The 25,729-nt window shown below is 38.3% G+C and carries 24 protein-coding genes and 2 pseudogenes; 9 read left to right on the top strand and 17 right to left on the bottom strand.

Features of this window, described 5'->3' with window-relative positions; genetic code table 11:
- Positions 1–2 precede the first annotated feature (2 nt).
- Together purE and L656_RS0105115 are read right to left on the bottom strand one after the other, a co-directional pair.
- Entirely contained in the window at positions 3–485 is a 483-nt protein-coding gene (purE, locus tag L656_RS0105120; RefSeq protein ID WP_002962540.1) for a 5-(carboxyamino)imidazole ribonucleotide mutase, read from the bottom strand.
- Positions 486–644: 159 nt separating this feature from the next.
- Positions 645–2,234 carry an ABC-F family ATPase gene (locus L656_RS0105115; protein WP_076915759.1) on the bottom strand — a complete coding sequence of 530 codons (1,590 nt, stop codon included), beginning with the start codon at positions 2,232–2,234 and terminating at the stop codon, positions 645–647.
- 639 nt (positions 2,235–2,873) lie between these two features.
- On the opposite strand from L656_RS0105115, the pseudogene L656_RS01000000121950 reads away from it, so the two are divergent.
- A pseudogene (locus L656_RS01000000121950) lies at positions 2,874–4,087 on the top strand (porin).
- Between the two features lie 789 nt (positions 4,088–4,876).
- On the opposite strand, the gene L656_RS0105100 reads toward L656_RS01000000121950, so the two are convergent.
- From L656_RS0105100 to L656_RS0105090, 3 genes are all read right to left on the bottom strand, one after another.
- Positions 4,877–5,758, bottom strand: coding sequence for an alpha/beta hydrolase (locus L656_RS0105100; protein ID WP_024598383.1), 882 nt, complete (start codon positions 5,756–5,758; stop codon positions 4,877–4,879).
- 30 nt (positions 5,759–5,788) lie between these two features.
- A complete protein-coding gene (locus tag L656_RS0105095) occupies positions 5,789–6,400 on the bottom strand; it encodes a MarC family protein (protein ID WP_024598382.1) in 612 nt (203 codons plus the stop codon).
- Positions 6,401–6,538: 138 nt separating this feature from the next.
- The gene (locus L656_RS0105090) at positions 6,539–7,021 is read right to left on the bottom strand and encodes a GNAT family N-acetyltransferase (protein WP_024598381.1); all 483 of its coding nucleotides are present in this window, start codon (positions 7,019–7,021) and stop codon (positions 6,539–6,541) included.
- Positions 7,022–7,127: 106 nt separating this feature from the next.
- Between L656_RS0105090 and L656_RS0105085 the strand changes: the two genes are divergently transcribed.
- On the top strand, positions 7,128–7,328 hold the full coding sequence (locus L656_RS0105085; RefSeq protein WP_002962626.1) for a hypothetical protein: 201 nt from the start codon (positions 7,128–7,130) through the stop codon (positions 7,326–7,328).
- 324 nt (positions 7,329–7,652) lie between these two features.
- On the opposite strand, the gene L656_RS0105080 is transcribed toward L656_RS0105085, so the two are convergent.
- On the bottom strand, positions 7,653–7,847 hold the full coding sequence (locus tag L656_RS0105080; protein WP_024593951.1) for a CPXCG motif-containing cysteine-rich protein: 195 nt from the start codon (positions 7,845–7,847) through the stop codon (positions 7,653–7,655).
- A 293-nt stretch (positions 7,848–8,140) separates the two neighbouring features.
- On the opposite strand from L656_RS0105080, the pseudogene msrA reads away from it, so the two are divergent.
- Positions 8,141–8,729: pseudogene (msrA, locus tag L656_RS01000000121945) on the top strand (peptide-methionine (S)-S-oxide reductase MsrA).
- 69 nt (positions 8,730–8,798) lie between these two features.
- On the opposite strand, the gene L656_RS0105070 reads toward msrA, so the two are convergent.
- The 5 genes from L656_RS0105070 to L656_RS0105050 all read right to left on the bottom strand — a co-directional run bounded on the left by L656_RS0105070 (position 8,799) and on the right by L656_RS0105050 (position 14,891).
- Positions 8,799–9,038 (bottom strand): hypothetical protein, encoded by a 240-nt coding sequence (locus tag L656_RS0105070; protein ID WP_024598380.1) that lies wholly within the window; start codon positions 9,036–9,038, stop codon positions 8,799–8,801.
- 242 nt (positions 9,039–9,280) lie between these two features.
- Positions 9,281–11,392 carry a TonB-dependent siderophore receptor gene (locus tag L656_RS0105065; protein WP_024598379.1) on the bottom strand — a complete coding sequence of 704 codons (2,112 nt, stop codon included), beginning with the start codon at positions 11,390–11,392 and terminating at the stop codon, positions 9,281–9,283.
- 15 nt (positions 11,393–11,407) lie between these two features.
- Positions 11,408–12,730 (bottom strand): DUF3526 domain-containing protein, encoded by a 1,323-nt coding sequence (locus L656_RS0105060; RefSeq protein ID WP_024598378.1) that lies wholly within the window; start codon positions 12,728–12,730, stop codon positions 11,408–11,410.
- The gene (locus tag L656_RS0105055) at positions 12,727–14,175 is read right to left on the bottom strand and encodes an ABC transporter permease (RefSeq protein ID WP_024598377.1); all 1,449 of its coding nucleotides are present in this window, start codon (positions 14,173–14,175) and stop codon (positions 12,727–12,729) included. Before L656_RS0105055 ends, L656_RS0105060 begins: the two co-directional genes overlap by 4 nt.
- Positions 14,175–14,891: an ABC transporter ATP-binding protein gene (locus tag L656_RS0105050; RefSeq protein WP_033036674.1), complete on the bottom strand. Its 717-nt coding sequence runs from the start codon at positions 14,889–14,891 to the stop codon at positions 14,175–14,177. The genes L656_RS0105055 and L656_RS0105050 overlap by 1 nt, the downstream gene beginning before the upstream one ends.
- Before the next feature lie 456 nt (positions 14,892–15,347).
- On the opposite strand from L656_RS0105050, the gene L656_RS0105045 reads away from it, so the two are divergent.
- From L656_RS0105045 to L656_RS0105035, 3 genes are read left to right on the top strand one after another with little or no spacing between them, the layout of a single operon-like run.
- Positions 15,348–16,610, top strand: coding sequence for a hypothetical protein (locus tag L656_RS0105045; protein ID WP_029750629.1), 1,263 nt, complete (start codon positions 15,348–15,350; stop codon positions 16,608–16,610).
- Positions 16,611–16,612: 2 nt separating this feature from the next.
- Positions 16,613–17,059: a hypothetical protein gene (locus tag L656_RS0105040; RefSeq protein ID WP_024598374.1), complete on the top strand. Its 447-nt coding sequence runs from the start codon at positions 16,613–16,615 to the stop codon at positions 17,057–17,059.
- Positions 17,046–18,674, top strand: coding sequence for a sensor domain-containing diguanylate cyclase (locus L656_RS0105035; protein ID WP_024598373.1), 1,629 nt, complete (start codon positions 17,046–17,048; stop codon positions 18,672–18,674). Before L656_RS0105040 ends, L656_RS0105035 begins: the two co-directional genes overlap by 14 nt.
- Before the next feature lie 31 nt (positions 18,675–18,705).
- On the opposite strand, the gene L656_RS0105030 is transcribed toward L656_RS0105035, so the two are convergent.
- Complete coding sequence (locus tag L656_RS0105030; RefSeq protein WP_024598372.1) at positions 18,706–19,128, bottom strand: hypothetical protein; 423 nt, start codon at positions 19,126–19,128, stop codon at positions 18,706–18,708.
- 262 nt (positions 19,129–19,390) lie between these two features.
- Here L656_RS0105030 and L656_RS0105025 point away from each other — a divergent pair, with 262 nt between their 5' ends.
- A complete protein-coding gene (locus L656_RS0105025; protein ID WP_024598371.1) occupies positions 19,391–20,092 on the top strand; it encodes a metal-dependent hydrolase in 702 nt (233 codons plus the stop codon).
- A gap of 351 nt (positions 20,093–20,443) precedes the next feature.
- Positions 20,444–21,046, top strand: coding sequence for a hypothetical protein (locus L656_RS0105020; protein ID WP_024598370.1), 603 nt, complete (start codon positions 20,444–20,446; stop codon positions 21,044–21,046).
- A gap of 279 nt (positions 21,047–21,325) precedes the next feature.
- Here the strand turns inward: L656_RS0105020 and L656_RS0105015 are convergent, their stop codons facing one another.
- The 5 genes from L656_RS0105015 to L656_RS0104995 all read right to left on the bottom strand — a co-directional run bounded on the left by L656_RS0105015 (position 21,326) and on the right by L656_RS0104995 (position 24,972).
- On the bottom strand, positions 21,326–21,769 hold the full coding sequence (locus tag L656_RS0105015; RefSeq protein WP_024598369.1) for a hypothetical protein: 444 nt from the start codon (positions 21,767–21,769) through the stop codon (positions 21,326–21,328).
- Between the two features lie 293 nt (positions 21,770–22,062).
- Complete coding sequence (locus tag L656_RS0105010; RefSeq protein WP_024598368.1) at positions 22,063–22,959, bottom strand: hypothetical protein; 897 nt, start codon at positions 22,957–22,959, stop codon at positions 22,063–22,065.
- Positions 22,926–23,750: a HipA family kinase gene (locus tag L656_RS0105005; RefSeq protein WP_024598367.1), complete on the bottom strand. Its 825-nt coding sequence runs from the start codon at positions 23,748–23,750 to the stop codon at positions 22,926–22,928. Before L656_RS0105005 ends, L656_RS0105010 begins: the two co-directional genes overlap by 34 nt.
- A gap of 115 nt (positions 23,751–23,865) precedes the next feature.
- Complete coding sequence (locus tag L656_RS0105000) at positions 23,866–24,345, bottom strand: hypothetical protein (protein WP_024598366.1); 480 nt, start codon at positions 24,343–24,345, stop codon at positions 23,866–23,868.
- A 27-nt stretch (positions 24,346–24,372) separates the two neighbouring features.
- Positions 24,373–24,972 carry a cold shock domain-containing protein gene (locus L656_RS0104995; RefSeq protein WP_024598365.1) on the bottom strand — a complete coding sequence of 200 codons (600 nt, stop codon included), beginning with the start codon at positions 24,970–24,972 and terminating at the stop codon, positions 24,373–24,375.
- A 394-nt stretch (positions 24,973–25,366) separates the two neighbouring features.
- Between L656_RS0104995 and L656_RS0104990 the strand changes: the two genes are divergently transcribed.
- A partial coding sequence (locus tag L656_RS0104990) for a trimeric intracellular cation channel family protein (RefSeq protein WP_024598364.1) occupies positions 25,367–25,729 on the top strand: 363 nt, incomplete at its 3' end.

Genomic DNA, 25,729 nt, shown 5'->3' with positions numbered 1-25,729 from the left:
TATTACTCTGCAGGGTTTGGATTAGCTAATATAGTGTCGGTTTGAGCTTTACGAAACGCTTCAATTTTTGCAAAAATTTCTGGATTTTGACACCCTAAAATTTGCGCGGCTAGTAAACCTGCGTTTGCTGCGCCCGGCTCACCAATTGCAAGTGTGCCTACTGCAACGCCTTTAGGCATTTGGCAAATAGATAAAAGTGAATCAACACCATTTAATGCTTTTGATTTTACAGGCACGCCCAGTACAGGAAGCGACGTAAAAGCAGCAGCCATACCCGGTAAATGAGCCGCGCCGCCAGCGCCTGCAATAATAACTTTAATCCCGCGTTCTGCGGCTGAACTTGCATAATCAGCAAGTAATTGAGGAGTGCGGTGTGCAGACACGACTTTAGTTTCGTACTTAATGCCAAAATGCTCTAGCATAAGTGCTGCATGTTCCATGGTTGGCCAATCTGATTTAGAACCCATAATAATGCCAACAGTCATAAATACTCCTCAGTAATGTATTTTCAAAATAGCGGACTTATGTCCTCTTTAAGCCGGGTATTATACCCAAAGCCATATTAATTGCGACTAATACAAAGCCACAAAAAAAAAAAGCCATGTTTAAACATGGCTTTTTAGGGTTAACGGGTAAATAGCTAATTAAGCTTCTTTACTCGCTAGGTATTCTGCGTAGTTGCCTCTAAAGTCAATAATTTTACCATCTTTAACTTCCCAAATACGGGTAGCTACCGATGATACAAATTGACGATCGTGCGATACAAACATTAATGTACCTTCGTAGGCTTCAAGTGCTAAGTTAAGCGCTTCAATAGATTCCATATCCATGTGGTTAGTTGGCTCATCCATTAACAATATGTTTGGTTTATGCATCATAATTTTACCAAACAGCATGCGGCCTTGCTCACCACCTGAAATTACTTTAACTGACTTTTTAATATCGTTTTGAGAGAACAACATACGACCTAAGAAGCTGCGAACCACTTGTTCGTCGTCGCCTTCTTGTTGCCATTGCTCCATCCACTGAAACAAGTTCATGTCGGTTGCAAACTCATCTGCATGATCTTGCGCGTAGTAACCAATGTTCGCGTTTTCAGAAAACTTAAACTCACCGGCTTTAGGAGCTAAGCGCCCTGCTAATGTATTAAGTAATGTTGTTTTACCAACACCATTTTCACCAATAATAGCAATACGCTCGCCAACTTCTACTAAACCTTCAAGCCCAGAAAACAACGTATTGTCGTCAAAGCCTTGCGTTAGGTTATTCATTTCAAGCGCGTTTCTGAATAACTGCTTTTCTTGGTCGAAACGAATAAACGGCGTTTGACGTGAAGAGGCTTTAACTTCGTCTAACTGAATTTTGTCGATACGTTTAGCGCGCGATGTTGCTTGCTTAGCTTTAGATGCGTTAGCAGAGAAACGTGATACAAACTGTTGAAGTTCAGCAATTTGGTTTTTCTTCTTCGCGTTTTCGCTAAGTAGCTGCTCACGTGCTTGCGTTGCTGCAAACATGTATTCGTCGTAGTTACCTGAGTAAATACGTAGCTCGCCGTAGTCAATGTCGGCCATGTGAGTACACACAGAGTTTAAAAAGTGACGGTCATGCGAGATGATTATCATGGTACAGTCGCGTTGGTTTAACACGTCTTCTAACCACTTGATGGTGTAAATATCCAAGTTATTGGTAGGCTCATCCAGTAGCATAATGTCTGGGTCTGAGAACAATACTTGAGCAAGTAGCACACGCAGTTTAAAACCAGGTGCAATTTCTGACATTGGGCCAAAGTGTTGATCCGTACCAATACCTACGCCTAATAAAAGCTCGCCTGCTTTAGATTCAGCAGAGTAACCATCCATTTCGGCAAATTCAGTTTCAAGATCGGCTACTTTCATACCGTCGTCTTCACTCATTTCTGGTAAAGAGTAAATACGGTCGCGTTCTTTTTTAATTTTCCACAACTCTTTGTGACCCATGATCACAGTATCAATTACTGAGTATTCTTCGTAGGCAAACTGGTCTTGGTTTAGTTTAGCAACGCGTTCATTAGGATCAGTACTAACATTACCTGAAGACGCTTCAAGCTCACCACTTAAAATTTTCATAAATGTTGATTTACCACAACCATTTGCACCGATTAAACCGTAACGGTTTCCATCGCCAAATTTTGCTGAGATATTTTCAAATAATGGTTTAGCACCAAATTGCATGGTGACATTAGCTGTACTAATAATAGCGCTACCCTCCAAGGGAGTATGGATGTAATTAAATTGCGCGCAGTTTAAACCAAAATGGCCTGTTTTTCTATGAAAGTTTAAAGGCAAACTAACGCGTTTTAGCCATTTATTAGCACTGTATAGTGGGTAACTCAAATAACAGATTAAATTAAATGGTTTTGTAAATTTTTATTCAGCTTACACAAGTAAAAATTCATCAATATATTCACTTTAATACGTCTAGGGAGTTTAGAATTACGTATACTGAATTAGAGTAAAAACACTTTTAACGTGTTTGTGTGTTTACTTAACTCATTTTTGTACACGAAGTAACAATAAAAAGTTATATTTATGAAAATAAAGCACTTTTAGAGCTTTTGCACTAGTTGCTACTTTTTGAACAAGATGAAATTAATTCAAATAAAATTTTTAACACACCACAAATTTACCATCCTATTTACCTATATATTCAATATAAAAACAAACTTCTGCAACACCTGAAAAACAAAATTAACCTCTAGTGAATATCAATAGAATTTGCCTGTCAATTTTGTTGAGTATTTTTCACTTTTGAGCTCTTTATTGCTTTGTTAGTCTTCAAATCTGAATTTTTACCTACGTAAAAACACTAAAAATTTACACAGGGCAACACACAAGATGAGCAAAAAATTAGCGACACTGATTAGCGCAAGTATTGTATTCGCACCCGCTGTCTCGGCGGTAGAGTTATACAAAGATGACAAAAACACTCTAGAAGTAGGTGGATATCTTGATGTGCGTGTAATTAACACACAAAACGAAACCGAAGTTGTTAACGGTACGTCGCGCATTAACTTTGGTTTTACTAGAGAGCTAAAGAAAGATTGGACTGCCCTTGCTCTTGTAGAATGGGGAGTAAACCCTGTTGGTAGTAGCGATATTATTTATAACAATCGTTTTGAGTCAATTCAGGACGAATTTTTGTATAACCGTTTAGGTTACGCAGGCCTTTCACACGAAAAGTACGGTCAACTTACCATTGGTAAACAATGGGGTGCATGGTACGACGTAGTTTATGGAACAAATAATAGCTTTGTATGGGATGGTAATGCAGCAGGTGTTTACACCTATAACAAAGACGATGGCGCTGTAAATGGCACTGGCCGTGGTGATAAGTTAGTGCAGTACCGCAATAGCTATAACGATTTTAGCTTTGCAGTACAAGCGCAGCTTAAAAACAGCGAGTTTTATACCTGTGACGTAAGCGATATTTCAGAAGAAGAATGCGAAACGCTTTGGAACTCTGGCGATAGTGCAGCCCAAGAAGTTGAATTTAACTACACATTTGGTGCATCTGTTACTTATACCCCTACCGATATGCTAACGCTTACGGCAGGNCAGGTGTTAACCGAGGTGAGTTTGATTTAACGTTTGGCGATGGCTCTACTCGTAATGTTGAAGATCTTATTTACGGTGCCGGTATTATGTGGGGCAGCATTGATAAACGCGGCCTTTACGTTGCTGCCAACGTAAATAAAAACAAAAACCACGACACAGATAACATTGGTCGCTTAATTAAAGACGCAATTGGTATAGAAACATTCGCATCATACCGTTTTGATAACGACTTTCGCCCTTTTATTGCCTACAACGTGTTTGATGCCGGCGATGATTACGTAATTCAGCCAAACTTTAACGCCGATCCTGACGATGTATTTAAGCGTCAGTTTGCTGTTATTGGCCTACATTACTTAATTGACGAAGCCACTATTGCCTACATAGAAGCACGTAAGGACTTTAGTGACTTTGAAAGTGATAACGACGATCAACAAGCACAAATGGAGCAGTCGGAAGACGACGGTATAGCATTTGGTTTTAGATATAAGTTCTAAATATAAGCTCTAAATATAAGTTTAAAAACGACTACAACTTCCCTAAGCACAACCCTTTTAGCCCTTTTAACTTTTTTAACTGGGCTTTTTTTATTTCGCCATACTTTGTTGAATATTTGGTTTTGCATTTAAGGCTATTTCAACAAATGCATTAACAGCCGCACTGGTATTGTTTTTTTAATGTGTAATACCATCAACTCACGATGCCCCTATTTTTACGTCTACCGTTTGCTGCCCAATACAATGAACGAGCAAAATTTTAACGAATCACAAATAGGTTAACTACTCGCATCTATATCTTTATTGGCTGAAGTTACCGTAGACTTGATTATTTGCACTACTTTCCTGATTACTTTTTTCTAATTTGACTCCATTGCTAAGTTTAGCATTATAGTAATATTTAGTATGATGTGTTCTTTTACTATAAAGCCACCAGCTAATATATAATAATTGCATTAAGAGTATAAAAGATGGTGAAACTATATTGAAATTGCAAAGTACTTACACTGTCTATTGCTGATCACAAAGGCGTAAGGCTAATTAAAAGCAGTAACAAATAGATGTGATATATACTCATAGGTACTGACAGCATTCTAACTCAATATCTATCAACTGTATATAAACACAGTGCGCGTATTTACCGTGCAAAAATAAATTAAAACAACTTCCCTTTGTAAGCCGTTAATAACATTAAACTAAGTAAAGTGCTATGAAGCTGATTCGTTATCATAACTAGTTAAAACACCGGTAGCTGTGTATACATACAGCCACCACTAAAACCTATCTAACCTACTTTTTAATAAACGCACTAAAACCAGCTAATGCCTTTGATACACTCAGTGTTGGATTATCTGAATGCTCAGCACCTTCGTTTATAGCGCTTTGCCACACAAGGTTATTATTAGGGTTTGCTGTTAAAGCAGACTCTAAATTATCAAACGCTTTTAACATTAACGGATGCTCTGATCCACCCACCGAAAGGTATAAATAAGTAGGCGACTTAATTTTATTTGCTTGAGTAGTTAAAAATGCTTCTACATTATTAACCACTGTCATATCGTCATACCAAGCCGCTGGGCTAAAGGCAAAGTAGCCATTAAACAGTTCAGGCCTTGTATGCAGTGTATAAAGTACAAAGCTGCCACCGGCCGAAAAACCACTTAACACACGGTTATTACTAAGCTTATATTTTGCTGATAAATAAGGGAGTAACTCAGTTTCAATAAACGCTAAAAACTTGTCGGCTTCACCATTTGGCTCTATAAGTGTTTCACCTTCTGGGCGCGCTTGTGTATTTACATCTTGGCGAGCATAAGGAGGCACTAAATCGCGATTACGTGTATCTGTAAAAAACAAATTAGGAATAGACACCAATATAGCCTTATCCCCTTTTTCGCTCTTAGCTTGTTTTGTAAGTGCTTTATCCCATGTATCTAAATTAAAGTTACCGTCGGTTTTAATAATTAACGGATACGCTCTTTTAGGATTGTAATTAGCGGGTAATCTTATAAACACTTTGCGCGACTCATTAAGCACGCTTGAGTTAAGTGTTACATCGGTATAGGCCGATACATAATGGTTGTAATAACGTATAGCTAAAATACCGATAGCAAAAATGACTACGGCTAAACTTAAATTAATAAAATAGTGTTTTGTTATTTTTATTGCCATGCGGCATTCCTTTAAATGTTTAGGAGTTATTTAATCGAGCTTAACCCATTGTTTTATTTCAAGCGCGGTCATAATAAGCTCAACCGAAAATGCGGCTAAAATCATCCCCATAACACGCGTTAAAATAGACGCGCCGCCAGTACCAATAAGCTTAATTATTTTACCCGAAAGCAGCAACAATATTAATGTAATGCCAAGCACTCCAAGTGTAACAAGCGCTGTGCCTATTTGAGTGGTGATTGGGTGTATGTGGTTATCGGTAAGGAGTATCACCGCCAAAATAGCACCTGGTGTGGCCGTTGCTGGTATAGCTAGCGGAAACACCGCAATATCGTGATCGGGGTCTTGTTTAGCTTTGTTAGAATCGTTTCCAAAAATCATTTGAAGGCCAAACAAAAACAATATAATACCGCCACCTAACTGAAACGACACCAATCTAATTCCCATCGCATTGAGTATTAGCTGCCCTATTAAAATAGAACCCAATAATACACAGCCTGCATAAAGCACCGTTTTAAAAGCTGTTTTACGACGTTGTTTATCGGTTAAGTGAGAAGTAAGCGCAGCAAACAACGCCATCGTGCCTATTGGATCAATGGTAGCCCAAATAACAAGTGCATCTTGAGAGAGTTTTTCTAGCATATAAAATCCTTGTTAAGCGTAAATATTTAATAAAACACGGGTAACAAATTCATTTGCTTACGCTTAACTATAATAGAAAGCCGTTATTTTTTGTATTTTATTTACACTCGCAAAGATTTAAAGATTTGTCGTTTTACGTTAAAGCGATTTATGCCAAATAGAATTTTCTCTTAAACTAAAGCCTAACTTCATAAGTAAATTATGAGAGCGTGCATTGTGTGCACTCACCTCAGCCGATAAATGTTTAAGCGGAATATGCTCAAGTAACTCTTTAGTGAAACCAGTGACTACTTCAAACATTACGCCTTTATCCCAAAAGTCGGGGTGCAGCTCAAATCCTATAAATGCATTACTTTTACAGGGCGTTAAATTATAAAGCCCACAAGTACCCATTAACTTTCCAGATGTATTATGTTCAATTGCAACTCTAATCACTTCGCCTTCGTAATAGGCGCTAATATCATCTTGTATTAATTGTTTAATTTGTGTTTTGCTAAGAGGTGTTTCGTAGTCGTTAAATTCTGACACGTGCGGATGGTTTAAAATATTAAATAAACACGCAGCGTGTTTGTGGGTAATTAAACGCAGCGTAACGCGTTCAAGCTTTGTGGTATTAAACATTTTATTTAAGTGGTTAGTTAAATTAGCTCTTTATGGGCAAGCATTATTAACTTACCATACCCCATTAACAAGCATTATCTTTAAAGCAAAAAGAGTAGATAACGTAATGAGTGACGATTTTAAAGTAATACAACCCACTACCACAGTATATTGCCCAAAGCGCGGCGAAGGCTGGACCTTAACAGGCATTACTAATATTAACGAGTTTACCTCAGTAATGTTTGACGGCACACGCTATACACTTCCAGCACGCGAAATAGTAGAAGAACTTCTCCCTAACCAACTAGCGCGAGAACAAAATAGCTAACCAAACACATACGCATTAAAAAGGCTGCAATTTTGCAGCCTAGGGTCTGTTGATCTTTGCGGATTGAAATTTGTTCAAACTAGGGGCTATTTAATCGCGGCGCGAGGTTTGTAACCTAGTGGGCTAAGTCAAAACCGAGCAACAAAGAGTAAATAGCCCCTAGGAAGAACCCTTTGGGCAGCGCCTGTTTGGCATTAATGCTACGTTATCGCCTATTTATGGGGAATAACCACACTGTATAGGCTCTGCCTTGCCTAAATACCAAACAGACTGCTGCAAATTTAACCTTGAAAGATCAACAGACCCTAGTATTTAATTAACTAGTTAAAACGCTTCGTCTTCGCTGTAAACATTAACGTTTAACTCGTCTTCATCTTCAAATACTACAAACGAAATAGGCTTACAGCATACTTGGCAGTCTTCTATGTATTGCTCATCAATATCTGCTGCATCAAGTAATACTTCTATACTTTCGCCGCAATAAGGGCAGCTTATTGATTTTTCAGTTAACTGGTTCATTTATCACCTGCTAATTTATATCTCGAATGTTGTCACTTTAATGAACAAGCCAGCATAATTCAACACCCCATTAAATAACACTTATATGGCTAAACTAATTAAACCATGCTGCTCACTTATAAAGTGATCTAACGACAAGCCCTATCACTATAAAACTTACTTAAGCACATTATTTTGCACCATAGATAAGTGTTAGCCTGATAATACAATGCCTCTACAATGAAATAGTATTAGCACTTAGCGGGTCTAACTTTACAAGCATTTATAAACTCACTCTACAGGTGGATAATTTTATGAAAAAATCACTCGCACTCGCATTAACATCTGCCGCAATATTGTTTAGCACATTTACTCATGCAGCTAAAACCGAAAAAGCCGTTCTAGCTGGAGGTTGCTTTTGGTGTATGGAAAGCGACTTTGAAAAACTAGAAGGCGTAACCGATGTAATATCGGGTTTTACTGGCGGNCCCAACGTACAATGGTAATCATAAAGGCCATTACGAGGCCGTAGAAATTACTTACGACCCAGCCATAGTAAGCTACAAAGGCATACTTGATCATTACTGGGTTAATATTGATCCTTTTGATGCCAGAGGCCAATTTTGCGATAAAGGCCCTAGTTACTTAAGTGCTATATTTGTTGAAAACGACGAACAACGTAAATTAGCTGAAAAAACAAAAGCTGCAGTAGTTGCCGAGTTCCCTAATCAAACTGTGGTTACACCAATACTAAACGCAAGTACCTTTTACCCTATTAAAGGAAAAGAAAGCTTTCATCAAGATTATTACAAAAACAACCCAATCCGTTACAACACCTATCGCTGGCGTTGTGGTCGAGATAGCCGCCTAGAAGATATTTGGGGCGACAGAGCAACTCATTAATTACGTCTAATTAGGTATTTCACTGTAAAAGATTAAAAAGCCGCTTAAATTAGTCGCTTTTTAATCTTATTAGTTATTTCGAGATTCTTTAATAAATCGATATCTAAATTCAGATAAATAACCAACAATGCTAACAAGCAAAGCAGAATTAAAATCACCATTCACAAGCTGTGTCCAAACACTTCCCTCTCCATTAAAGCTAATGTAAATAACCATAATAAAAGCAAGAAACGCTGAAACTTGATACATCCAAGAATATTCACCAAAAAATTTCTGTGTCACACTTTTTTCTTTTAATTTATCTTTCACAATTAATCTCCATTTTATATTGCTATTAAATCCTAGCTATAACATTGGCAAAACAAGGAATTTATAATAAAGGTTTACTTATCCACCGTCTATTTCATAAAGCCTTTGTTATTAAGTTAAGTGTTACTTGTTGATGCAAAACAGCGCTAGACAGACCCTAAAAACCTAACGGTTTATAACCAATGTAAAAAGGCTGCTTAAATAAAGCAGCCTTTTCATTTGTATCATTTTAATGTGTACGTTTAAAACTTAAAAGTCGCACTTAACCTTACGCTACGCGGTGTCCCCGGTTGAACCCACGCATCAGCAAATGAGTTAGTGTAATAGGTTTCATCAAACAGGTTATCTACCTCTGCGCGTAAACCAAATGCTTTAGTTACGTCAACATCAACAAATGTACGCGCTGTTGTGTAATTTGGTAACTCAAAATCGGTACCAAAAAAGCCGTTTCGTGAGCCTACATAAACTAAGCCTCCACCAAATTTAACGGCTTTACCATATAATTCAGACGATTTAACTAGTTGTAAACTAAATTGATGCTCAGGAATATTTAATAAAGAGCTTCCCGCTTCTACTGTATAACCAAAGTTCGCATCAAAAAATGAGTTTTCAATGGTTGCATCAACATACGCATAAGATAACCAAAGGCTTATATCATCAGTAAGATCACCGTTTATATCAATTTCTATGCCTTTGCTTTGTGCTTCGCCAATTGCAGCAAAAGTAAATGCAGTGGGATCGTCAACTACCAACATATTGTCTTGTTCTACTTTAAATACAGCAACGGTGCCAAACAGTGCGCCATCGTTTAAAGTAAATTTAACGCCTACCTCTGACGACGTTGATTGATTTGGCTCAAAACCATCGCCATTTGTATCAGTGCCTGATAAAGGCCTAAAATTTTCGCCATAAGCAGCATAAACAGATAAAAACTCACTCGCCTCATACACGACACCAAACTGCGGACTAACACGCGATTCGTTTTGCTTTGATTGAGTATCAGCTAAACGGTTATTAAGTGTTTGTTCGTAGTCATCAAAACGTGCACCTACACGTATATCTAGCTTATCGGTTAGGCTTATTTGGTCTTGTATAAATATCCCTAACGACTCTTGCACTTCTAACTTATCGGTATTGGCCGTTGGCGTAGGTAACTCATACGCACCATACACGGGGTTAAATACATTAATATACTGATCGCCACGCACGCGAAGAACAAATTGATCATTTTCGAATTTATCAGAGTCCACACCAATTATTAAACGATGCTCTAACCCAGCAACCTCTAAATTACCGGTAACTTCTGCACGGTATACTTGGTATGTAGCATCGTAATCACGATAACGCCTAAAGCGATTTACCTCGCCATCAACAACACCTGCAAAACCGGTTTCGGTAGCAAAACCCTCAAGCGATGTATCACGATAGTTAGCGCCCAGTAATACGCTCCAGTTATCATTAAAGTCATGAACAAACTCTAATTGATGACCAAGTACATCTGCCTCTATTGGGCCATCACCTGGTTCTCCTAAAAAGCGACTTTCTGGTATTAAACCAAGTTCACCATCAATAGCTAATACACCTCTATCAAAAGGGACTTCTTGGTCGCTGTATTCAAGCTCATATATTAGTTGGCTATTATCATTAATATTCCACGTTATTGATGGGCTAAAGCCTTGTTTAGTTGTTTCTATCGTATCGCGAAAGCTTTTCGCGTCTTCATAAAAACCAACCAGTCTAATTGCTACATCGTCGTTAAGGGACGTTGTGTAATCTACATCAGCACGGTAGGTATCAAAACTGCCTACGCTTAGCTTGAGCTCGCCACTTGTATCAAATGTTGGGCGTTTAGTAACAAGGTTTACTGTACCACCAGGCTCTCCTCGGCCAAATAGTGCAGCTCGTGGGCCTTTTAAAACCTCAACCGACTCAATACCCGACAAATCGCGCGAGCCACCAAAACCACGCCCGGCATTAAACCCATTTACAAGGTAATTACTTGGTAAGTTTTCATCGCCTACAAAACCACGCAGCGCAAAGCTATTCCAAAGTCCACCAAAGTTATTTTGTCGTGCAACCGACGCCGACAAATCAAGCGCTTGGTTTAAATCTATCGCACCTGCGTTTTCAAGGGCTTCTAAATCTATTTTCAGTTCTGATTGCGGTGTTTCTAACGCACTAAATTTACCTTGATACGCTTGGCGCGAGCCGATTACAGCCAATCTTTCTATAGGGCTATTATTTGCGTTGTCATCTTTTTGGTTTTGCTCAACTGCCATAGCATGGCTGTTAAATAAACTGACTAAGCATGCGCTTAAATAGGTTAGCTTTAGCCCTTTATTATTGGTATTCATTATAAACCTTGTTAATTAGTTAACTGATAAATTTTCTTTTAGCTTAACGCCTGTAACTTCAGGCTCATCCATTTCATTAAGCATTGTTTTTTTAAAGCTAGGCATATTCTCAAGCGCCGCTTTTGGTGGGTTACCCTTTATAAAGAGCCAAGGGTAGTAAAACTCCCTTAAACTTTTATGAAATCCTCGCATACGGTATTCGTATCTAAATGCAGCTAAAGCATCAGTGCTCGCCAGTCGTGTAAAACTGCGTTGTAACAGCAATGGTGGTGAAAACCACGATACAATTCCCGCTAATTGATACTTTGTATGCGCTGCATCACGATACGCATGTGAAAGTTCACCTGCTTTTTCGTCTCCAACTTGCTGAAATGCGTAATACCATCTCCACTCAAACTCGCTTTGCATATCAACGTGATCTTTCCACTGTCGATTTGATGCAACAAAAGCATCCATTGTGGTTTTCTTTGGTAAGTCCCATGCATCGTTAACGGCCTCTCTTTGAGTAAGCACAATGTCGCCGCCCTTTGGTGAGTGCACCGTTTTGTTTATAACTAAATCGCCTAAAATAGGAATAATAAAAGCAACTAACACCCAAAAACCAATTAACGTTGAAGCAACACGCGGCGCACTGCTGGCGTTTTTACCCCACCACACACTGAGCGCAGTCCAAAACGCAATGTAAATTACACAAATAAAAGTAACAAACCCCACATCAGCAAGGGCCGAATGACTAAGCAATGTACCTATATAAAATGGCAGCATTAAACACACTATTACTGCAATCAACCTCACTGCTATTCGCGCCCCCCATAATGCAAAGTACGACTTAGCAGTAGTTACTAATAAATCATGCCTACCGCTTGTTCGCTCATTAGCAAATAAATCATGAAATAGTAAAATAACTATCAGCGGTGCTAATGCACTTACTACAAATACAAAATCAATTTTACCCGCCTGCGCTAGCTCTGCGTTTTGCGCATCGCTTTCGTAAATTTGTCCCTCTAGCGCAAGTAGGTTTAAGCGATGTTTCCACGGATAAATATCGCGCTCGCCTAAAGCAGCAAACGCTAAATTTGAAGGCGATGAATACGTTAAGTGAAAACTGTAATAGGCAAGCGAGCCTGGGTCTTCGTATTTATGTTGAACGTTAGTTAAGTCTGTTAAATCGGCGGCTTTTAAGCGCTCAATAGTTTGCTTTTGCTGTGTTACTTCACTAAGTCCGCTGAAAACTGCAAACCCCGACATTACAAAGGTACACACTAGTAATACCACTAAGTATTTTTGGCGAAGTAAAAAACGCCACTCACGCGCAAGCTGTTTTAATAGGTAACTCATAACAAACGCCTCCCTACAAATTTAATACCGCCTAACAGCACCGCAATCCAAAGAAATAACTGTAAAAAAGCAGGTATGCTTCGCTGCGCTCTCGCTTTTGAGCTGTCTACATTAAAAGTAAAGTCCTGCAGTATTTGCCAATTTTGAGCACTTACACGTGCCTTTTGGGTTGCAGCAGTATCAGCATTGCGGTTCATGTCGTCTTGGTAGCTAAGCTTTTCTACATGAACTTTGTTAAGCCCTTGCACAAAATCAAAACGTAACTGCTCGGTTTCGCGTAAAAAGCGATGATGGGTTTCAATACTCGTGCCTACCACAATCATCGATAACGACCGAATAGCCACCATAGGTGAAACCCAACCAAAATAACGCGATACCTTTGTTTGTTTAAGCTCAGCTTGCATACGCTGCTCAGCAAACTTATTGAGTACGCTTGTGAGTTTAGCCTCAGACTCGCTTGCCACTAGCCCTCTAAAATTAACGGGTAACTCATCAATACTGCTCACATTGTATTTATTAAGGAGCGATTGTTTAAATTGCTTAAATGCGGGGTCGTTTGTGTTGTGGCCGTCGCCTAGTTTTCTAAGTTCGGCTTTTACAGCAAAGTCGGTTTCTATTTTGCCTGCTGATGGCACTGCCGTGGAGGCTGTTGTACTTGCTACACGTGGGATTACAATACACAGTAAAATCCAAACAAAGGCAAGTGCTGTAAAGCTGCCGCTGTTTTTACTAAACACACTCGATGCCAGTAAAATAAGCAGCACCCACACAATTAAATATAAAGCGTAGCCAAGCACAAAGCTTGCAACCGCAAGTAAGCCTTCGCCTGAGCCAAGTGTAAATAAAGCCGATACCGTCAGCGGAGTTAAAATTAAAGCCACAACAGAAAGTAGCGCCAACCCTTTACCTGCAATAAGCGTTGCGCCCGATGTACCTTGCGATAACAAATACGAGAGTGTTTGTGACTCACGCTCGCGGCTAATACCGCTATAGCCAATTAATATCAGTAATAAAGGTGCGAGTGTTTGTACAATAAATGCAGGCGTTAAACTACCTAATTTAGTTAATGCAGTACCTTGGCGGCTATCTGCAAACATTGCGCTATTTTGTCTGTGCCCTTCTAAAAATATTGAGTTGCCTGTGTAGGCATCAATACCAGGGTCAAGCGTACTCAGTGGTGAAGGCGTTCTAAATGCATAATGCCCATAATGCACCATTCTGTGTGGATGACGGTCGGGTTGATCAACAAAGCTTTTATCGCTAGTTGCCTGTAACTCATGCCGTGTGTGGCTTAGCTCCATCATGGTAATAGCCGTTACAATCACCGAAGCAACCGTGAGCACCAAACCAATAGCAAGCACGGTCATTGCTAATTTTGAGCGAAGCCAATAACGCCACTCATCTTTGGCAACAATCACCACCTTTGAAAAGTTATTTATACTCATTAAGCACCTCTATTAGCGTGATGCCCAAATGCAGCGTGTACTTGCTCGGTATCAATACGCCCACTTTGGGGCGCATCATACTCTCCCACCAGCTCACCATTTTTAAGTAAACCAATACGATTTGCCACTTGGCACGCGCCATATACATCGTGCGTAACCATTAAAATAGTCGCACCAGTTAATGCAAGCTCGCGTACAAGTTGATTAAATTCATCAATGGCAACAGGGTCTAGGCCCGATGTAGGCTCATCTAGTAAAAATATCGGAGCTTCACGCAGTATCGCAAGTGCAATTGCTGTTTTTTGCCTCATGCCTTTTGAATAAGTTTGCATGTGGCGGTCCCACGCATCGCGCTGTAATGCAACACGATTAAAAGCCGCGTTAATTTGTTCATCTGATTTTTTAATATCAGCAAGTGATAAAAAATATTCAACATTTTCGCGAGCAGTTAAATGCGGGTAAAGTGTTGCCGACTCTGGCAAATACGCGGTTTTGCCACGTACAAAATCAAGCGCTTGAGTAACCTCTTTACCGGCTACTTTTACAGAGCCTTGAGTTGGTTTATTAAACCCGAGTAACGTTTTTAATGTAGTTGATTTACCTGCACCATTACCACCGAGTAGCGCATACACCTCGCCTGCAGCTACACTAAAGCTTAAGTTTTTTAAAATAGCGTTATTTTTAATACTAAAATTTAAAGAGCTCACTTCAATCATCGTATCGTTTAAAGTCGCGCCTCTGTTGCTAACGTGTTTATCAAACGTTTTTTGTTCAATTGGTGGTGTTTTATTAATCGCGGTAGGTGTTGTCACACTAAAACTCTAATTAGGGAAATTACATAGGAGTGAATGTTATACTATATCAAATAAGCATTGCAACAATATAACATTGTAAATTAACAAATAAGATAAATAACGTTACGTAGTTAATATAATATTGCTTTGAGAGGTAAAAATTAAAGCAACTTAAAATAGCCTCTTTTATGTGAAACTTAGAATAGTGTTATGTTTTAAATTTACAATTTAAGTTAAATTAAAAACCAACACTAAAGAATGTAAGCTGCCTGTCCATGCCACCCTAATGCCTATGGTAAAAACGTATGTTAGTAAAGTTGGTAATTTAAAAAAATGTGCTATCTTTTTATTATCTATATCATAAAAATAAGCGCTAACATGTTGTTCCGAGGTACAATTGCCATAGCTATATTGGTAATTTCTGCTGCTAATAAAAGCTATGCAAATGAAATAGACGTGCAATTTAGCGGTTTTGCATCCTTAACACTCAGTTACACTGACGATTCAGATATCGCCTTTGCATCTAATTATTTAAACGAAAACGATACAGGCTTTTCAGCAACGCGTGATTCAATTTTAGGTGGGCAAGCTAATATCTCACTCTCAAAAAACTGGGACTCCGTGATACAAGTCGTTTTACAAGATCATACCTTTAAAAGTCTTGATAATTTTTTAGAGCTCGCCTTTGTACGTTACCGCCCCTCGCGCCATTGGGCTATCCGTGCTGGTCGGCTAAATAGCGATCTTTACTTACTCTCTGAATATCCTTATGTAGGATACGCCTACTTATGGATACGCCCTCCTCACGAATACTATTCTTTTGCAAACATTGCAGGAAATTACGACGGCGTGGATATTGAATACAGTAAAGCCATTGATGAAGGATTTTTACGCTTAAAGCTCGCCTATGGGAGCTCTACTGCAAAGCTGCAAGCATACAACAAAGACTTTTTTATAGATTTTGATAATTTAACAACCTTAAGTGCTACCTATTCACTGGATTCTTGGACAGTGCGCTTTTCACTTTCAAAGTCTGATTTTGGTGACTATAAGCTGGACTCACTAGATGAGTTTTTAGCTTTACTAGACGCTGTCCCACAAAGTATATGGCCACAAGCAGACACTATATCTAACAAATTTAATACCAAAGGCCACAGTATAGAATATGCCGCGTTTGGACTTACCTACGATCATGATAATTGGCTTATTCAATCTGAAGTAGGTATTTCAGAATCCGATTGGATAATTGCACCATCAGTTTTCAGTACTTATATTAGCGCTGGGTATAGGGTAAACAATGCAATATTTTACACGAGCTTTTCAGCAGCAAGAAATCGTCATGATGTTATACAAGTAAACGATCCTGTTTTTTCACCAGGCACACCCGAGCAAATTTCAGAACCAATACAACAGCTAGCACTTGCAACACAAGCTGCTATTAAAGTGCCTTATGTTCATCAGCATTCAATTAACATAGGTGTAAAATGGCAGCTATCGGAGCGCTTAGTGCTAAAAGCCCAACTAGACCGCTTTGATATAAAGCCCGTAGGCGCGGGGTTATGGAGCCTTAGTAATCCGGCTGATGTAGACGAAGGCCACAAAGTACATATGCTAAGTTTGAACGCTAGTATGGTGTTTTAACAATGATGAGCTATCGTAACGTACTCCTTTATCTGTTGCAGCCGCTATGCCTGCTCCTTGTTAGTGTTAATGCAAAATCTACAGAATTTGTAGTGGTGGTAAATAAAAGCAATACAATTAACGCCTTATCTAAGCGCGAAGTTATTGATATTTACATGGGCCGTTATTTAACGTTCCCTGATGGTGAAACCTCTAAACCACTCGATTTGCCGGCGCAATCCACGTTAAAAAATGACTTTTACCTACAACTGGTCAACAAAGATGAGCAAAAAATTAATGCTTATTGGGCTAGGTTATTGTTTTCAGGGCGCGCAAAGCCCCCAACACCCTCAACATCCGTTGAAGACGCGTTAAACAAAATAGCGGCATCACAATTTGCAATTGGCTATATTCCCCAATCGCAGGTTACAGACGCAGTAAAAGTGGTATACACATTTGATAAAAATTAGCCAAGCACTCTACGTACGCGTTGCTCTATCAATCGCCATTGTCGCTATTGTAGTTACGTTAGTATCGTCAACTCTTTCTTATTACTCGGGTTTTAAAGAAAAGAAAAACACCAATTACCTACTCGTGCAGCAGTTAGCACAAACAATGGGAAAAACAGCCGCAATAGCTGCCTACTTAAACGATCGTGAATTAAGCCAAGAAATTATTAATGGCTTACTAAGTAACGATTTAGTGCAAGGCGCAAGCCTAGAAGGAGAAGCAAACGCAAAAGGCGAAATGGAGTTATTTATTGCAAGTGGCTCTACTAACAAAAAAAATGAAGCTGTTTTAATTAAATTAATTCACCCCTTTATAGAAGGCTCCTTTATAGGTGTACTTGCCATATACCCCGACGATAAATTTATTGAACAACAAGCACAGTCATCACTTATAAAAGAATTTCTTTTAATGCTGATTCAATCAATCGTCATCGCTTTTTTTGTGTCGTTAGTTGTACGTAAATGGCTTACTCAGCCTATTCAAAACCTAACCGACAGCTTTGCGACAATTGACCCCACTAATCCCGAAACTATGACAATGCTAGAATTTAGACAAGGTAAGCGAGACGAAATAAGCAGGCTAACGCATGGTATAAACGCTCTAATGCATGAGTTAAAGTTAACCATAAGTAATGAGCAATCCCTTCGTAAAAAAACTCAAGAACTAGAAGCTAAATTTAGACTTATTTTTGAACAAGCCAGCGCCGGTATTTGTTTATTAGATGACAATAATATTATCACCACCTTTAATCCCGCGTTTAAACATTACTTTACCGTACCCGGCGAAGAAGAATTATCAACCTTGCACTTTCCTGCTCTATTAAATAACGTAGATGAGTTACAAAGCCTGCTTGCAGATATTCGTTGTGATAAAAACCCGCCACAAGCGACCCTAGATATAGAGTGTAAAGTGGGCCATAAAACCATTTGGTTGCACTGCTTATTTGTAAGATTAACTGAGCAACGTGAAACAAAGCGAAGCGCTCATCAAGAACACTTAGTTGAAGTCATTTTACATGATGTAACTGAGCGCGCAGAACGCGAATTTCAAACCCGTTTTGAAGCCGATCACGACCCGCTCACTGGCTTATTAAACCGACGCGCCGGTGAAAAACGCCTTAAAAAAGCACTACGTGAATGTATTAAACATAATGAACATTTAGTGCTTATGATGATTGATTTAGATAAGTTTAAACCCATTAACGACACCTACGGCCACGAAGCTGGCGACAAAGTGCTAATTGAAATAGCGCATAGATTTAAAACACTTTTTCATGAAAAAAACGACATGTGTATCCGCCTAGGCGGTGACGAATTTATTGTTGCACAGCAAATTAAAACCTACGATAAAACGGCAACACAACAAAAAGCGAACGCCTTACTCAATGAGTTAAAACACGATATTAATATTGCGCAAAATAAAACATGCGCAGTAGGTGCAAGCATAGGTATTGCAGTGTCCCCAAATGATGGCAACGAATTAGTTGCGTTAATGGTAAACGCAGACAATATGCTCTACCACATAAAAGAAACAGGCCGAGGGAAAATTGCATTTTATGACGATATAAAAAATTAGATGGCGTGAATTAGTAACTACATAGTAAATGCTATAGTGTTTTTATGGCTTTCAAATAGTCTTTATTATAAAAATAAGCCGCTAACCCAAAATAAGAAATAGCACCTAAATAAGCAATTGGAAAGTGTGAATATACACTGAGGTAAATAAGCAATAATATAAAAAACAGACTAATGCTAAAGCAAACCACTGCCAAAAGCCTGCCTAACCAACGTATAGATTGGGCTGCTATATTTAAAACAAACAAAGCAAGAGCACCAAGCGCAATAATTCCTACAGCGTTTAAATCTTTGCCATGTTCTAAACCGTCAACGCTATAGTACATCATGTAATGAGCAAGCGGAGTCAGTGCTAATAAAGCCCAGAAACCATAACTGCTCCATGTTGATGAAACAAAGTACTCACTACCAATATTAGGCGCAGGAAACGATGCTTTATATCTATTTTGGTTCATGTGGATTCCAGTTAAGCCGTTTTATAAGTTGATAGCTAGGCTTTTAGTAAAAATACAAAAGGCCAATAGGCAATAAAAACTATCTGTATTATTGATTTTTATCAAAAAAATTACAACTTGCTCGCACCACTAACCACAATACAGAATAACAATTGTACTATTAGCGATTAATCAAAGTAATACAAAATCTATTTAAAAAGAACATTGAACAATAAACTTTTCAATTGTTAGAATGCCCTACTTTTTCCCATCAAGAGATATAATGGCAAACTTCAATACTCATCTTAATACTGCCGTAATCATCACAGGCTTAGCATCTGCCACCTTATTATCTGCAGGACATATTGAATTAAAGGGCGCGCTCTGGTTATGGTTTTTAGGCTCAATCGGCGGCTTATTACCCGACATAGATTCAGATAACTCAACATCACTCGATACTATTTTTAACTTATTTGCACTCAGCGCTGTATTACTGGTACTGCATTACATAACCACCGAGCTCATTATGACAATTAGCTTTATCGAGTTAATCGTAGTGCCCTTATTGGTTTACGGATTTATGAAATATATTATTAGGCCCATTTTTGAGTGGATCACAGTACATAGAGGCAGTTGCCACTCTTTACTATTTATACTGTTATGCGCACTATTAACGACTCAAGTAGTATGGAAACTAAATGACCAATCAACAACCCAAGCAGCCGTTTTTGCCTGGTTAACGGGCGGGTTTATTTTACTAGGCGGGTTAATTCATTTATTGCTGGATGAAATTTACAGTGTAGATTTAAGCAATGTCACCATTAAACGCTCTTTCGGAACAGCTTTAAAAATAGCCGACTTCGATAACAAATTAATTACGCTAGCATCAGTTATTGCCATTGCAGGTTTAATCTATGTTGCGCCCCCTACAAAGCAAACTATTACAGCATTAAGTGACTGGTCCCATTTTACGTTTTTATCTTAACGCCGTAAATATTAAGCCGTTTAACCACATACTCAAAATGTGTGCCCTCTTGATAATTAAGATAATTAAACGTTGATTTACTGAGAGGGAATTAGTCGCTGCGCTTTTAGAGGGCATAAATGGCTTGAATCAAAACAGTTTTACAATTTAAGTTTTGATTTAAAAAGCCAAAGCTTTAGCCTATTTATTATTAATTAATACTTTTATAGGTTTAAGTGAAATAATTAAATAGCTTTACCTGTCTTATAGGCTAAGTGTAAAAGCTAATTAGCTAAAAAGCTCCCTGTTTGATGTATTCAAACCTGTAGAATCTTTTTAAAGCATTAAATATAAAATTATAAGAGGTAAATAATGGAATTTACGAATAAACGCACCATGCTAATTACAGCATCTTTATTATTGGTATTGGCGATATCACAGGGTATTTATTCTGTTCTTTACAGTGCAGAAATTAGTTTTTCAAGGCAGGTGGCTTGGGGGCTAGAAGCACTGGTATTTACTTTACTTGTTGCCTTTGCAGGCACATCTATGGTGCAAGCAAAAAACGCTCAACTAGGCTGGTCGGCAATCGCGTTTAGTGCGGTACTTAACATAGTACAAGTGAGTATTGGCCTTACTTTGTTTTCTACATTTGGAAAAGTTGCGGGCACAGTAGAAGGCGCACAACCTTTAATTGGTGGCGTGGTTTCTTTGTCATTCATGATTTACTACGCAGCTAAATTATTATTGGGATTAGCAGCTCTTGTTTTTGGCCTGTCTTTTATAGCTAAAGGCGGCAAAGCAATTGGCGGACTTACAGCCTTAGCTGGCGGAGTTGCAATGCTTGCCAATGGTATTTTAATTACCTTTGGCCGTGATGGATTCCTTCCATCAGCTGTTGCTGGCGCTTCAGGCATGATTGCAACGTTACTTTTAGCAATATGTTTAATAAGCCTTTACCGTAAAGCAGACTAAGGTTTAATACCTTACAAGTAATGTGCTTATTTAAATAAGTTATAAACATCGGCGTGTATTAGAGAGCTAATTCGCCGATGTTTTACGTTTAAAGTGACGCCCACTTTCAACTTAAAGCGTTCGTCTACCGCACCCCAAGTTAATGCCCTCTTCGTAATCTCTAAAGACTAATTCACAAAGAGGTTATGAGGCGCTTCGCTTTTAGAGGGTAAAATAGCTTATATCAAAGCTATTCGACTAATTTAAGTTTTGATGTGTGAAGTCAAGATTTGACTTCATTTATTCTCGTAAATTCTTGTTACTTACGCTTTTTAACAAATCGAATTTCGTAATGATATAAACAGGTTCTTTTTTACATTCGACTTTATAAAGATATTGATTTTTAAGAAAATTAGTTTTTTCTTTTATTAAACTAATTTGCTCCCATGGTATTAAAAAACTCCTGGGAAATAGTAGAATCAACATCCGTTTTTGGCTTATAAATATACCTTGCTGAAATGATTTAATATTTAGCCAAGTCCGATATTCACTGTTTTTCTCACGAGAAATATCTGCCACATTCGTCAAGTACATACTGCTTGATTTTAAAAGTGAGGAATCAGAAATAATTAAATCCGTTTTATATTCTCTAGCTAGTTTAGGGTAATACCCAATAATGCTTTGGATATAATTGACTAAAATATAGAACAATAAAAATAAAATTAAGCATATAACAAAGTCCATTTTTTAATACTCCGAAAACTTGCTCTGCTCTGCACTGCTGACTAAGCTGAAATTTAAGATGGGTGTCTTATTAATTGTGCTACGAAGCTCATTAGGAGCATGGCGCATGATAACCATGACGCCATAGCTCGAATATATGTAAGTACCTTTGCTTTTAAGCAAGCTTGTGACGCATCATTACTCTGATATGAGATAAATTATAATAAAAGCATCAACTTTGATGTTTGTATACCAACTCGTCTTGACTTCAAGGGAGCGCCCATATATGTCAGTGTAAATCGTTTTATAAAAATCTACTGTAAGCTGCTATCCGCTAGTATTTTCTCAGTGACTCTTTTATAGTCCTGACCCAAAGCAATACGAATATCTATATCATCACCTAGCTGCTCTAGCTCCTCAGATACGCAATAGAGCTTCGATTCAGACGACCGGCTTAGGTTAGCTTTTGCGGGAGTCCAAACATTAACTTCCAAGTAACTAAAATCAAACATACCTAATTTGTTCAGAGAGTTGAGTTCAGTTGCTTGCCGTATGATTCTATTCTGTTGCAAAGGAAATGAAGAGCTATCGGGATCTAACGCTCCAAAGTTAAAGGCTATATTGTTACCGACATATCCAATACTTGCCGCTTTCGCACCCTCTCGAAACTTGAATTCACGATTAAAGTTATTTGAAAGACTTGCTCTGAATTTCAATGTTTCCGTTCTAATTGTATTTGCCCAAACCTTAGCCTGAGATTCTGTTCTACTTCTAGTTATTCCATCCTCACCGCTTATAAAAAGAGCTGAAAATACAGAGTAATTTTTTCTAACTTGATAAATTATTGATTCAAGGTCTTTGTCAAAAGTCTCTACAGTATCGCCGATGAAAACCCCCTTAACATTAGGAATAAAAGTTTCGAACTTGTTCGTTGCACGAACATGAGTATCAAAGCTCATAAGCACAAGGTTAGCCAATGAGTGCAAATCATTTCCTTTGTTACCAAATACTTTATTCAGTGCATCAAAGGGCAAGGTGTTAACAACTTTTATCGTTCCATCAATAGCCCTGAAAACCAACCCAATAGTAATTCGTTCTCCAGAGAAAGTAATTGGCTCAAGATAGACAGGTACCCAGAGAGCTGAAAACGTATTTGAAAAATCTGGCAAACTAAACTTCAAACTAGCTGAGGAATTCCCAATTTTTGACATAATAACTCTACCGAATAATCTATTCTTTCTTGAAGGAACTTGGCGATGTCTTCCACGTTAACATTGCTGTCAATCATTTTATAGAAGCCGCTAGCATCCAAACTATCATAATCTACATTATGGGCTTTAGTCATTAATGTAGCCGCCTTTTTCTTCATTTCGTACTTTTCACTGAGTTCTTTTTGGTGGGCAATACTCTCATACAAAGCGTTATGCGTTTCCACCTTTGCATCATGCAACGCCCAACGAGGCATATAATCCCCTGTCAGGGCAGACCCGTGATCGATTAACCAAAAATCATTATCCGAGGGTGAAAATAGGTAGTTGCACATTGTTCTATCGGGATTTGCAATCCACTCATCGAAGGCAATAACTAAATCAAGATTTTCCCATGCATCAAATAGAGCATTTGCTTTATTATCATCTATTACAAGTAATCTCTCGAAGCTCATAACATCCGGATCAGGGCTACCGCTTGCAAAAGCTAACATTTCGCCGCGATTAGCAAACATCGATTCCTTTTTTACTTTTTCTGGTAAGTTGTCCGTATTGACATAAACTAGATAGCAATCAGGGATATTTAACCCAAGTGCTTTACCCACCTGCGCGCAAGCAAGCTCAGCTATTGTTTGGCGATAATTGTTTGTTAACTTGATATATGCATTAACAGAACGAGGTTCTGCTCTCAATGAAACTTTCCACGTTTCGGCTTGAGAACCAGAATGCTCTCGCCCAAAATACGTTGAAACAATCGTATATGGTACGCTTTTCAACTTAATTTTTTTTGTCATCTCGTGATGAATTCCTTATTTTTTATAGCGACTTGCTAAACAGTCTAAATAAGTTGGCTAAAATTACAGCAAAATGTTGGGCGTGATCTTCACCCGATTTAATGGCTTGTTAGCTTTACATACCACCAGAGCGAATAGTTCTTAAGGATGTAATCTTTTCTGCCATCAGGCAATCTTCAAAACGATAAAATTCACCAGTTTTATGAATAAAGCCTTTTTCCCACTCTAATAGTAAAGTTTCCAACCTTTCGCTATGGGAAGTTAATTGAATTAAAATAAATTTTACGTCCATTGGTATTTGTAACCAAGCATCATCACGGGTTGCGTACTCAGTTTCACTACTGTTGTGATAGTTAACATCATTACCCGCACCATCATCTTTGCACCAAACACTATAAATACATAATTTTTCAAGAGCTTTGCCTATTAACTCAATTTCTCTCTGATTTAATAAAGTGTTTCTTTGAAAGTCTTTGACTGTATTAGCAATATCATTTGCTTTAAATACAGCAAAAACTGAAGCAATAGCTGCAATTGCAGAAATTATTGGGGCTATTAATTTTAAAATTTCTATCACAATACAATTTTCGTTCATATAAATACCTAAAATCGATTTATAAAATTACCATTCATTTTTAAACCGTGAATCGTTCTCGCAAGGTTTTCCATCGCCATCACCATCCATTTTTGTATTCGGGCAATTATTTATAAAAAATACCGCCTCTTCGCGTGAGCGCATTTCAGTACAATATTGCCTGCCATCACACGTAAAGTTTTGTGTGCTTTTTGGAATAACGACTTTTGGGTATTGTTCATCAAAAGTAGCTAAATCGTCATTGGTAATAACGGGAGTTTGGCTGCTTGAGTAAGTGTTGTATTTATTAATCGCATAAAAGCAAAGTGCAGCAATAAGCGCTATTGAGGCAACTTTGCCTAAAAAGCTACTGGCAAAATTAGATTTAGCAATGCGGTGCGGCTGGTTATTGTGTTTTTGATAAGGTGCTTTAAGCTCTGCAACGCCTTCTATACGGCAGTTAATTGCTTTGGTTTTACCGTCGGGCTGTGTTGCCACTTCAAAGTAAATGGTGTCGCCAACTTTAGGCTTGCGGCTCATGTGTTTGAGCGCTGATATGTGTATAAACGTGTCGTGTTCTAAGGTGTCTGATTTAATAAAACCAAAACCTTTGTCGGTTTTCCACGTCTTTAACAATCCTTTGTGCATGTATCCGCCTATTATGCTTAAGCTGCGTTTTACGCAAATTCCATTTAATTAACACTTGTTATTATACGTTCCTAAATTAAAACCATGCAACCGATTATTCATATTGTGTTAATTTTTTACGCTTTACCTATTTAAATAAACTTAAAAATAAACGTGCTAAAAAACACTAAACCTCAACCTGTTTTATTTATAATTTGCGGCCATATGTCCTTTAATTTACATCAACCACTGCGCACTCACTCATTAGCTTAACACCTTGTTTACACTGATTTTTGTTATTAGTTATTTCTATCTGAATGATGCTTTTTTAGTATGATTTTTCATTCGTTATTTACTTAATTTATCTATACAATCCACACCTTATTTTTACGCACGAATTTCAAGTGATTATCTTATGCTACTAACCGTTGTTTATATTATTGGTATTACTGCAGAAGCCATGACTGGCGCACTTAGCGCAGGGCGAATGAAAATGGATTGGTTTGGCGTAGTGCTAGTAGCCAGCGCTACAGCAATTGGCGGTGGCAGCGTACGAGATATTTTACTAGGCAATTACCCGCTTACGTGGGTACAACACCCAGAGTATTTATTAATTACCTGTATTGCCGGTATTGTTACTACGTGGCTGGCTAAATGGGTGGTTAAATTTAAAGGCATATTTATGCGCTTAGACGCCCTTGGTTTAGCTGCCTTTAGTATTATTGGCTGCCAAGTGGGTCTAAATATGGGATTACATTATGGTATTTGTGTTGTGGCA

The organism is Pseudoalteromonas sp. TAE56, from assembly GCF_000497955.1.
Lineage (GTDB): Bacteria > Pseudomonadota > Gammaproteobacteria > Enterobacterales > Alteromonadaceae > Pseudoalteromonas.
This window is presented reverse-complemented; position numbering and strand designations above follow the sequence as displayed.

Coding starts and splice junctions, on each gene's coding strand:
- purE (WP_002962540.1), bottom strand. CDS start 485: ATGACTGTTGGCATTATTATGGGTTCTAAATCAGATTGGCCAACCATG.
- L656_RS0105100 (WP_024598383.1), bottom strand. CDS start 5,758: ATGGCAATAAAAATAACAAAACACTATTTTATTAATTTAAGTTTAGCC.
- L656_RS0105095 (WP_024598382.1), bottom strand. CDS start 6,400: ATGCTAGAAAAACTCTCTCAAGATGCACTTGTTATTTGGGCTACCATT.
- L656_RS0105090 (WP_024598381.1), bottom strand. CDS start 7,021: ATGTTTAATACCACAAAGCTTGAACGCGTTACGCTGCGTTTAATTACC.
- L656_RS0105085 (WP_002962626.1), top strand. CDS start 7,128: ATGAGTGACGATTTTAAAGTAATACAACCCACTACCACAGTATATTGC.
- L656_RS0105080 (WP_024593951.1), bottom strand. CDS start 7,847: ATGAACCAGTTAACTGAAAAATCAATAAGCTGCCCTTATTGCGGCGAA.
- L656_RS0105065 (WP_024598379.1), bottom strand. CDS start 11,392: ATGAATACCAATAATAAAGGGCTAAAGCTAACCTATTTAAGCGCATGC.
- L656_RS0105060 (WP_024598378.1), bottom strand. CDS start 12,730: ATGAGTTACCTATTAAAACAGCTTGCGCGTGAGTGGCGTTTTTTACTT.
- L656_RS0105055 (WP_024598377.1), bottom strand. CDS start 14,175: ATGAGTATAAATAACTTTTCAAAGGTGGTGATTGTTGCCAAAGATGAG.
- L656_RS0105050 (WP_033036674.1), bottom strand. CDS start 14,891: ATGATTGAAGTGAGCTCTTTAAATTTTAGTATTAAAAATAACGCTATT.
- L656_RS0105045 (WP_029750629.1), top strand. CDS start 15,348: ATGTTGTTCCGAGGTACAATTGCCATAGCTATATTGGTAATTTCTGCT.
- L656_RS0105040 (WP_024598374.1), top strand. CDS start 16,613: ATGATGAGCTATCGTAACGTACTCCTTTATCTGTTGCAGCCGCTATGC.
- L656_RS0105030 (WP_024598372.1), bottom strand. CDS start 19,128: ATGAACCAAAATAGATATAAAGCATCGTTTCCTGCGCCTAATATTGGT.
- L656_RS0105025 (WP_024598371.1), top strand. CDS start 19,391: ATGGCAAACTTCAATACTCATCTTAATACTGCCGTAATCATCACAGGC.
- L656_RS0105020 (WP_024598370.1), top strand. CDS start 20,444: ATGGAATTTACGAATAAACGCACCATGCTAATTACAGCATCTTTATTA.
- L656_RS0105015 (WP_024598369.1), bottom strand. CDS start 21,769: ATGGACTTTGTTATATGCTTAATTTTATTTTTATTGTTCTATATTTTA.
- L656_RS0105010 (WP_024598368.1), bottom strand. CDS start 22,959: ATGTCAAAAATTGGGAATTCCTCAGCTAGTTTGAAGTTTAGTTTGCCA.
- L656_RS0105005 (WP_024598367.1), bottom strand. CDS start 23,750: ATGACAAAAAAAATTAAGTTGAAAAGCGTACCATATACGATTGTTTCA.
- L656_RS0105000 (WP_024598366.1), bottom strand. CDS start 24,345: ATGAACGAAAATTGTATTGTGATAGAAATTTTAAAATTAATAGCCCCA.
- L656_RS0104995 (WP_024598365.1), bottom strand. CDS start 24,972: ATGCACAAAGGATTGTTAAAGACGTGGAAAACCGACAAAGGTTTTGGT.